At 64.4% G+C, this 9,242-nt stretch carries 9 protein-coding genes and 1 pseudogene; 5 read left to right on the top strand and 5 right to left on the bottom strand.

Annotation, left to right across the window (positions count from 1 at the left end; all coding sequences use genetic code 11):
* Nucleotides 1-274: 274 nt before the first annotated feature.
* Both J9892_RS17685 and J9892_RS17680 read right to left on the bottom strand, forming a co-directional pair.
* Entirely contained in the window at nt 275-808 is a 534-nt protein-coding gene (locus tag J9892_RS17685) for an ATP--cob(I)alamin adenosyltransferase (RefSeq protein ID WP_042016441.1), read from the bottom strand.
* A 94-nt stretch (nt 809-902) separates the two neighbouring features.
* Entirely contained in the window at nt 903-2,024 is a 1,122-nt protein-coding gene (locus J9892_RS17680) for a DUF5610 domain-containing protein (RefSeq protein ID WP_128296676.1), read from the bottom strand.
* Nucleotides 2,025-2,193: 169 nt separating this feature from the next.
* Here J9892_RS17680 and trmA point away from each other — a divergent pair, with 169 nt between their 5' ends.
* The 5 genes and pseudogenes from trmA (at nt 2,194) to J9892_RS17660 (ending at nt 6,091) form a co-directional block, all read left to right on the top strand.
* Nucleotides 2,194-3,327, top strand: a complete 1,134-nt coding sequence (gene trmA / locus J9892_RS17675; RefSeq protein WP_109111944.1) for a tRNA (uridine(54)-C5)-methyltransferase TrmA — start codon at nt 2,194-2,196, stop codon at nt 3,325-3,327.
* 265 nt (nt 3,328-3,592) lie between these two features.
* Nucleotides 3,593-4,300, top strand: coding sequence for a two-component system response regulator RstA (rstA, locus tag J9892_RS17670; protein ID WP_010676073.1), 708 nt, complete (start codon nt 3,593-3,595; stop codon nt 4,298-4,300).
* A 25-nt stretch (nt 4,301-4,325) separates the two neighbouring features.
* Nucleotides 4,326-4,415: pseudogene (locus J9892_RS24710) on the top strand (two-component system response regulator RstA); the annotation flags it as partial.
* Nucleotides 4,416-4,528: 113 nt separating this feature from the next.
* On the top strand, nt 4,529-5,854 hold the full coding sequence (gene rstB, locus J9892_RS17665) for a two-component system sensor histidine kinase RstB (protein WP_210538640.1): 1,326 nt from the start codon (nt 4,529-4,531) through the stop codon (nt 5,852-5,854).
* Nucleotides 5,855-5,908: 54 nt separating this feature from the next.
* On the top strand, nt 5,909-6,091 hold the full coding sequence (locus J9892_RS17660; RefSeq protein ID WP_010676075.1) for a hypothetical protein: 183 nt from the start codon (nt 5,909-5,911) through the stop codon (nt 6,089-6,091).
* Between the two features lie 72 nt (nt 6,092-6,163).
* On the opposite strand, the gene J9892_RS17655 is transcribed toward J9892_RS17660, so the two are convergent.
* From J9892_RS17655 to J9892_RS17645, 3 genes are all read right to left on the bottom strand, one after another.
* Nucleotides 6,164-7,420, bottom strand: a complete 1,257-nt coding sequence (locus J9892_RS17655; protein ID WP_045522880.1) for a malic enzyme-like NAD(P)-binding protein — start codon at nt 7,418-7,420, stop codon at nt 6,164-6,166.
* Nucleotides 7,421-7,599: 179 nt separating this feature from the next.
* Nucleotides 7,600-9,033, bottom strand: coding sequence for a DUF2867 domain-containing protein (locus J9892_RS17650; RefSeq protein WP_010676077.1), 1,434 nt, complete (start codon nt 9,031-9,033; stop codon nt 7,600-7,602).
* Nucleotides 9,034-9,109: 76 nt separating this feature from the next.
* A partial coding sequence (locus J9892_RS17645; protein ID WP_162231338.1) for a transposase occupies nt 9,110-9,242 on the bottom strand: 133 nt, incomplete at its 5' end.

Below are 9,242 nucleotides of genomic sequence, written 5' to 3'. Positions count from 1 at the left end.
TTGGACAAACAGGCAGAGCAGTTCAAGTTACCCGCCCGCCGAGAACGAAGTTACCCAAGGTGCATCAAAGCCAAACCACAGAAGTATGCGACGAGAAAACCTAGTAAAAACAATGCCAGTCAGGCTTAACTGACTGGCATTAGCGCTCGGGGCGCCGGTTTTTTTATGCCTGCATCCCCCGAAGTGACGGATGCTGCCTCATCGCTGTTTTTCGATCCGATAACCCTACGCCGCCATGTGTGATGCGACGAATACATCAAACATCATCTCTTCATCAGTAGTTGATGCTGACATAGGGGACTTCGGTCACATCCCACGCCTGCTTGAGGTAGACGGTGAGCACGAAGAAGAAGTTGGCCAGCAGATTGGCGAAGCGATAGAGGATGGGATCGAAGCGCACGCCGCTCTCTTCCAGGCGTACCAGCAGACGCACCACCTTCTTGCTGCCACAGCGGCACAGGTGCAGGGTGGGAATGGGCTGGGGCCCCTGGGGCAGCACGAAGCCGGTCACCCGGCCGCGACTCGCCTCGTTGTAGTGATCGTACCGTCCCTTCAGCCAGTCCAGATCCTCCTCGAAGATGCCGAGCCGTCCCCGCACCGAGCCGTTGAGGTTGTAGATGAGCCGCTGCAGGGTCGCCAGATCCGCCATCACGGGCCGGGTATCCTCATCCGGCATCAGATGAGAGAGCACGGCCCCCACCTGGCAGCAGAGCTCGTCGGTGGCGATCTCGTAGTCGCACTGAAACTGGGTTTCGAAGATGAAGGGGTAGCAGAGCTCGCGCTTGTCTCTTGGCTTCTTGGGGTTCATGGCATCGCCGGGCTGGGGAAAAGGGCAGTGTGCCAGCCCGGGGACGGGCTGGCAAACACCCCGCCCCCGCCGGCATCACGGGGGCGTCGCCAGACTAGCCGGTCGCCATCTGCTGGCCAAGCAGCCTCATGGCTTCCAGCATCCGCTGGTTGAAGCCCATGAAGCCTGCCCCCTGGGTCGCCCCGTCCTGACCCCGCGCCGCCAGCACGGTGGGTGTCAGCGCCTCCTGCTGGGAAGGGGGCAGCAGGGCGTCGGCCTGCTGCTGCAACCGGCTGAGCCTCGGCAGGTAGTCCGCCAGGGGCTTGAGGCTCTCCTGCAGGGAACTGGCCCCCTGGTAGGTCTGACTCAACTTGGCCGATTGCTTGAGCTTGAGGGAGTAGGAGACCAGCTGGCTGTCATCCAGTTGCAGCCCGTTCAGCCCGTCCGCCAGGGTCTTGCCGTCACCCCCCTTGAAGAACTGCCCGGCCAGCTCGTCCAGCCCCTTGACCAGGGTGCCGATGGCATCCATCTCGGCACTGTCGAGATCCCCCTCCAGGGAGAAGTCGAAGCTCTGGCTCGACTTGAGGCTGAACTGGCTGCCGCCCCCATCGCTCTGGGACTTGAACTGCCAGCTGTCGCTGAAGCGCAGCATCACCTTGTCCCCGTCCCGGGTCTCGATCTCGAGGAGGGCCTGCTGGCGGCTGGCCATCCTGGCATCCCCCAGATCCGTCGTCGACACCTTGCCGAAGAACTCCTTCTCGAACTCGTCGAGCCCCTTCTGGATCAGCTTGTAGCTCTGATCCATGCCGGTCTTGATGTCCTCGTTGTCCGCCCAGTCGCCGAGCAGCTTCCTGGCGTCACCGAAGCCCTTGTCCACCCCCTTGCGGGCCTGCTCCATCATCTTGGTCAGGTCGTCGTCGGACTTGCCGTCCGCACGGGCCGCGCCTATCCGCCCGGTGACGAACTGCAACACGTTGTCCGCCACCGACTGGAAATCGAACAGGGTCTCCGGGGTGATCTCCTGGGGTTCCTGCACCTTGGGTGCCTTGTAGCCCTGGCCGTTGATCTCCAGCGCAAATTGCAGCGCCTGCTGGATCAACACCTGGGCCCATTTCGGGGGCTTGTTCAGGGAGACCTCATCCCCCTTGTCCGCCGTCTTCGACTCCGTCTGTTGAGGCGATTTGGGAGCAATGCCCACTCCCTTGGGTTGGGCTGCGCCCATGCCATCAATTTGCATCATTACTCTCCCGCCTATAGTGGTGGATCGGTTATCGGCCCGACTGGCCACTTCTTGACCACAAAAAACTTGGACAATCCGCAACGGCCTTTTAAAATCCCCACCCTTTGGTTGGCTGCGGCCTTCCCCCGGTCTTTCCCCGGCTCAGCCCGGTGCATGCGAGGTATCCATGACTCAATCCCAGCCCTCTTCCGCCGACGCCCAGGGCAGACGGACTCCTGCCGACTACCAGGCCCAGCTCGACGAGAAGCGCGATCGCCTCACCCAGCTGTTCGCCCCCTTCAATCCGCCTGCGCTGGAGCTGCACGCCTCTCCCGCCGAACACTACCGGATGCGCGCCGAGTTCCGCATCTGGCACGAGGGGGATGACCTCTTCCACTGCATGTATGCACCGGCCACCAAGGAGATCATCCGGGTCGACAGCTTCCCCACCGCCAGCCTGCTCATCAATCGGCTGATGCCTGTGCTGCTGGCCGGGCTGCGCCCGCACCCCGTGCTGCGCAAGAAGCTGTTCCAGATCGACTATCTCTCCACCCAGTCCGGCCAGATCTGCGTCAGCCTGCTCTACCACCGCAAGCTGGAGAACGAGTGGCAGCAGGCCGCCGAGGCGCTGCAGGCCGACCTGCGTGCCAAGGGGTTCGAGCTGCAACTGATTGGCCGCGCCCACAAGCAGAAGATCTGTCTCGGGGATGACTTCGTCATCGAACGCCTGACCGTGCAGGGGCGCGAGCTGGTCTACAAGCAGGTGGAAAACAGCTTCACCCAGCCCAACGCCGCCATCAACGAGCAGATGCTGGGCTGGGCCCTGGACGTGACCAAGGGGAGCGAGGGGGACCTGCTGGAGCTCTACTGCGGCAACGGCAACTTCTCCATCGCCCTGGCGCAGAACTTTCGCAAGGTGCTGGCCACCGAGATCGCCAAGCCGAGCGTGGACTCCGCCCAGTTCAACATCGCCGCCAACGGTGTCGACAACCTGATCATCCTGCGCATGTCGGCGGAGGAGTTCACCATGGCGATGCGCGGCGAGCGGGAGTTCAACCGCCTCAAGGGGGTCGATCTTCGCGCCTACCAGTGCAACACCATCTTCGTCGACCCGCCCCGGGCCGGTCTCGACGACGCCACCGTCAAGCTGGTGCAGGATTACGACAACATCCTCTACATCTCCTGCAACCCCGAGACCCTGCAGGCCAACATGGCCGTGCTCGGTGAAACCCACGAGATCGCCCGCTTCGCCCTGTTCGACCAGTTCCCCTGGACCCACCACATGGAAGCCGGGGTGTACCTGAAGCGCAAGGGCGGCTGATCCGGGCGGTTCCCCGGCTGCTCCATGGCAGCCGGGGCCGCTTTGGCCACTGAAGGGCACGGATCCTGCCTCATCGCGCTGCCCCGACCCGCCACGGGACAAGTGGGGGTGGCCCAATACCAACCGATTCATCCTGTCCCCCCTTCTCCCCCGGGAGAAGGGGCAAAAACCCCCGCATTGATTAGTTATCCCGGTGCAGAGCGCGGACGCAGCCGTTATGCTGGCGACACGCCCACTCACGCCATGACCGGGGAACCACGCCACCATGCCACGCGTTCTGTTTGTTGAAGACGATCCCGAGATAGGCCAGCTCATCAGCAGCTGGCTCGGTCGCCACGACATCGAGGTGCTGCTGGAGACCCGGGGTGACCGGGCACTCGACAGGGCCCTGGCCGAGCAGCCGGATCTGGTGCTGCTCGACATCATGCTGCCGGGGCAGGATGGCCTCTCCCTGTGCCGGGATCTGCGTCCGCGCTTTGCCGGCCCCATCGTCATGCTCACTTCGCTCGACAGCGACATGAACCAGATCCTGAGCCTGGAGCTGGGGGCCAACGACTACATCCTCAAGACCACGCCCCCCCCGGTGCTGCTGGCCCGGCTGCGGGTCCAGTTTCGCCAGCAGGGGCAGAGCCAGCAGGCCGTGGTCCCCGCCGCCCCACCCCAGCGCCTGCAGTTCGGCCGCCTCCAGATAGACGGCCCGGGTCGGGACGTGCGCCTCGATGGGGAGAGCATTCCCCTCTCCACCGCCGATTTCGACCTCCTGTGGGAGCTGGCCTGCCACGCCGGCCAGATCCTGGGGCGGGAGGCGCTGTTTCGCAGCCTGCGGGGGCGCGACTACGACGGCCAGGATCGCAGCATGGACGTGGCCATCTCCCGTCTGCGCCGCCGGCTCGGGGATGACAGCAACAACCCGACCCGCATCAAGACGGTGCGCCAGAAGGGTTATCTACTCGTACCCCAGGCTTGGGAATGAGCTGGTGTCTCACACGCCTGCACACCAGAAGCCAGGGAATGACAGCAACAACTCGATCTGGATCAAGACGGTGCGCCAGAAAGGTTACCTGCTGGTGCCCCAGGCCTGGGAATAAGCCCCGCCGAATGACCTTGATGCACTCAGCCTTCTCCCCTTGCGGGAGAAGGGTTGGGGATGAGGGGCAACAAGGCAATGTCCAGACGCAATCCAGGCAAGAGGAGAGCCCCGATGCGACGCCTGTTTATCCAGTTCTATCTGTTGCTGATAGGCTGCTTCACCCTCGCCATTCTGCTCATCGGGCTGGTCTATCAGGTCAGTGCAGAGCGGGCGGGGGACCGCTATCTGGAGCGGATGATGCAAGGCTCCCTCGGCCTGCTCACTGGCGAGCTGGCCCGGCTGCCGCCGGAACACTGGGCCACCCGCACCGGCGAGCAGAGCCGCCAGCTCAATCTGCCGCTGCAGATCGGCGTCCTCGCCAACCAGCCCCTGGCCAGCGAGGATCAGGCCTTCCTCGAGGCGGGCAACATCGTCATCGTCGAGGAGGATGACACCTTCCTGCAGCGCATCCCGAACACCGACAAGGTGCTGATCGTCGGCCCCGTCCCCTACCTCTCCTACCTGCACGAGCTGCACTGGGTGGACGTGGGGCTGCTGCTGCTCATCGGCCTTTCCCTCGGCCTGCCCATCCTGCTCTGGCTGCGCCCCCACTGGCGCGGCCTGCAACAGCTCGAACAGACCGCCCGCCGGGTCGGCGACGGGGATCTCTCCTGTCGCACCGGTTTGCCGCCCGGCAGCAGCCTGGGCCGGGTCGGCCGCACCTTCGACCAGATGGCGGAGCAGTTGCAGGCCATGCTGGCCAGTCGCAAGCAGTTGACCGACGCCATCGCCCACGAGCTGCGCTCCCCCCTGGTGCGGCTGCGCTATCGCCTCGCCATGCTGGCCGAGCCTCCCTCACCCGAGGAGCAGCAGGGACTGGAGCGGGACCTCGGCGCCCTCGATGCCCTCATCGAGGAGATGCTGACCTATGCCAGGCTCGATCGCCCCGAACTGCCGCTGCAATGCAGCGATCTGGAGCTCGGCAGCTGGGCCGGCAGCCGCCTGGCCGACTGGCAGGCCCTGCGACCGGACAAGCGGCTCGACTTCGTGCGCCCGGCCATGCCCCTGCCCTGGCGCGGCGACACCCGATTGCTGGACCGGGCGCTGGAAAACCTCATCGGCAACGCCCTGCGCCATGCCACCAGCCAGGCAAGCCTCTGCATAGCGCGACAGGGGGACGACTATCTGCTGGAGGTCGCCGACGATGGCCCCGGCATCGATCCCGCGCTGGCCCCGCAAATCTTCGAGCCCTTCGTGCGCCTGGATCAGAGCCGGGACAGACGCACCGGCGGCGCCGGGCTGGGGTTGGCCATCGTGCGCAGCATCGCCCACCACCACGGCGGCGAGGTGCAACTGCTGCCAAGCAGCAGCGGTGCCCGTTTCTGCCTGATCCTGCCCGTACATTTGGATACAAACCGTCACCAGTCGCTCACTGAACCGCAGGTCGAACAGCCCTAGGATGAAGTCATGGAGAAACGCTCCATGTCATCAAACCGAACGAGGAACTGGAATATGAACAAGCTGATCCCCCTGACTCTGGCCGCTGTCTTCGCCCTGACCTCCGGCTTCACCATGGCCGCCACCCCGACCAAGGCCGCCGCTCCCCACGCCACCCAGACCAAGGTCGTGAAAAAGCATCACAAGGCTGCCCACGCCAAGGCGCCGGCCGTCAAGGTTGCTCCCAAGACCAAGTAAGCCGCCCGCTCCCGCCATGAAAAAGGGGCCCCCGACAGGGGCCCCTTCTGTTTTTTGCGTACTTGCCGTGACTCAACCCAGCATGTAATCCCCTGGCAGTTCGATGCGGGCCACCCCGGAGGCAACCGCCGCCAGCGCCACGGCACGGGCAACCCGCGGCAGCAGGCGGGCATCCATGGGCTTGGGAATGACGTAATCCTTGCCGAAGGCGAGTTCACTCACGCCAGCAGCGGTCAGCACCTCGGCGGGCACCGGCTCCTTGGCCAGAGCACGGATCGCCTCCACTGCCGCAATCTTCATGGCATCGTTGATGCGGCTGGCACGGGCGTCGAGGGCACCGCGGAAGATGAAGGGGAAGCAGAGCACGTTGTTGATCTGGTTCGGGTAGTCCGAGCGGCCGGTTCCCATGATGAGATCCCCGCGCACACCGTGAGCCAGGGCAGGCTTGATCTCGGGGTCCGGGTTGGAGCAGGCGAAGATCACCGGGTTGGGGGCCATCAGGGCCACCGCCTCGGCGGGTAGTACGTCCGGGCCGGAGACGCCGACGAAGACGTCAGCCCCGTCGATGACATCCATCAGGGTGCGCAGAGGGGTGTCGTTGGCGAAACGCTGCTTGTACTGGTTGAGATCGGTGCGGCCGCTGTGGATCACACCCTGGCGGTCCAGCATGAAGATGTTGTGCGGCGCAGCCCCGCACTTGATCAGCAGATCCATGCAGGCGGTGGCGGCGGCGCCGGCGCCCATGCAGACGATGCGGCTGGTGCCAATCTCCTTGCCCTGCACTTCCAGCGCGTTGAGCAGCCCGGCGGCGGTGACGATGGCGGTACCGTGCTGGTCATCGTGGAACACCGGGATGTCGCAGCGGGCGATCAGTGCCTCTTCAATCTCGAAGCACTCGGGGGCCTTGATGTCTTCCAGGTTGATGCCGCCGAAGGTGTCGGCGATGGCGGCCACCGTATCGATGAACTGGGCGCTGGTCTCGTGCTTCACCTCGATGTCGATGGCGTCGATGCCGGCAAAGCGCTTGAACAGCAGGGCCTTGCCCTCCATCACCGGCTTGGAGGCCAGCGGGCCCAGATTGCCCAGCCCCAGGATGGCGGTGCCGTTGGAGATGACGGCCACCAGATTGCCCTTGCCGGTGTAGCGGTAGGCATCGGCCGGATTGGCGGCGATCTCGCGTACCGGTTCGGCAACGCCCGGGCTGTAGGCCAGCGCCAGATCGCGAGCGGTCTCGGCGGGCTTGGTGAGGGCGATGGCGATTTTGCCCGGAACGGGTTGGGCGTGGTAGTCGAGTGCTTGTTGGCGGAGATCGTGCTGCTGATCGGACATGGGGGACCCCGATACGGAAATGAATGAGTGATGCGTTGGCTCGCCGACGGGCGAGGGCTGAGGATCATAAAGAAATCCCCCGCCCTTTCACAGCATAAAATATCGCTGGATAGCAATGACACGCTAGTCAGTAGCATGTCATGCCACCCAAAATTACCCAATTAGTTATAGATTCGATTTCAATCCATGACTGGAATGCCGGCTTTTGCCTCTGCCTGCCGGGCGATGGCCTCCGTCATCCCCTGGAAGATGAAGAGGTGGAACGGCAGCATGGCGAGCCAGTAGGCCAGCCCCCAGGCCCCCTGCGGATGCCAGTGGGCCGTCACCCGCAGCCGGGTCAGGCCGGACTCCAGGGGCTGGATGTTGAACTCCAGCCGACCGACGCCGGGGGCCTTCATGTTGAACAGCAGATCCAGCCTGCGTCCTTCATCCACCCCGAGGATCTGCCAGGAGTCCAGCATGTCCCCCTTCACGAAGCGATCCGGGTTGGTGCGTCCCCGGGTCCGGGCCGGGCCGCCGATCAGATGATCCATCCATTCGCGCACCACCCACAGCTCGTTCATGTAGAAGTAGCGCTGCTCACCCCCCAGTTGCTGCAACACCTGCCACACCACCTCGGGGGCGGCGAGGCAATCCGCCTCCCCGCTGGCGGTGCGGTCGTAGAAGCCATATTCGGGATGACGCCAGCGCAGACCAAGGGGCGTCTCCTCCCCGTGCTGCTCGGCACCGAGCCTCTGCTCCAGCGCCAGGCTCTCCGCCAGCGCCTCGTCGAAGCTGAGCAGATGCTGGGGCAGCAGGGCGCGCAAGGGGCCGTCATCCGCCGGGATGTCGTGCTTGAGCCCCCCCACCAGCGCCTTGGCGATGGGTTGGGGAACCGAGGTGGCGAACTGCAGCCACCAGGCGGAGAGCCGGGGGCTCAAAAAGGGGATCGGAATGATGGGGCAGCGTTTGCCGATATGGGCGGCGAACTTCTGGAGCTGCTGCTGGTAGCTGAGCAGCTCGGGGCCGGCCGCGTTGAAGATCTGGCCGTCCACCCCGTCGGCTTCCACCAGCCCGCCCAGATAGTGCAAGAGGTTGGAGAGGGCAATGGGGGGCGTGCGGGAACGCACCCACTTGGGCGTCACCATCATGGGCAGGTTGTACACCAGATCCCGCATCACCTCGAACGCCGCCGAGCCGGGGCCTATGATGATGCCGGCACGCAGCTCTACCGTGGGCACCCCTGCGCTGCGAAACAGCTCCCCACAGTAGCGCCGGGAGTTGAGGTGGCGACTGTTGCAGGGCTCGGGCTGGATGGCGCCGAGATAGACGATGCGGCGCACCCCGGCGGCACGGGCGGCAGCGGCGAAGTTCTTCACTCCCTGCTGCTCCAGCCGGTGAAAACCGGCCCCCGCCCCCATGGCGTGTACCAGATAGAAGACGGTGTCGACCCCCGCCAGCGCAGGGGGCAGGGTGGCAGGCTTGAGGCTGTCGGCGAGGCGAAACGCCACCCCCTCCGGCAGACGGCAGGGACGACGGGCCCCGGCGATGACCCTGTACCCCAGACCCTGCAGATGGGGCACCAGGTAGGATCCTATGTACCCGGCAGCTCCCATCACCAGACATGTACGCATCGGCTCTTCTCCCTTGGTTGAGCCAACACCATAGGGCAAAGCGGGGAATTACAGAATGGCGGCCAATAAAAAAGGTTCATCGCGGCTTTCCGGGGAAGGCCGCCTTGATTTTCAGAAAAAAGTATTCTGAGTCCCTAAATCCATATGCCATACGCTTTATCACTTTGATCTTGTTGTTCACCCCTTCCAGCACACTCGTGTGCATCGGG

The organism is Aeromonas sp. Prich7-2 (assembly GCF_017939255.1).
GTDB classification, from domain to species: domain Bacteria; phylum Pseudomonadota; class Gammaproteobacteria; order Enterobacterales; family Aeromonadaceae; genus Aeromonas; species Aeromonas caviae.
The sequence above is the reverse complement of the archived record's forward strand: the minus strand, read 5'-3'. Positions and strand labels throughout refer to the sequence as shown.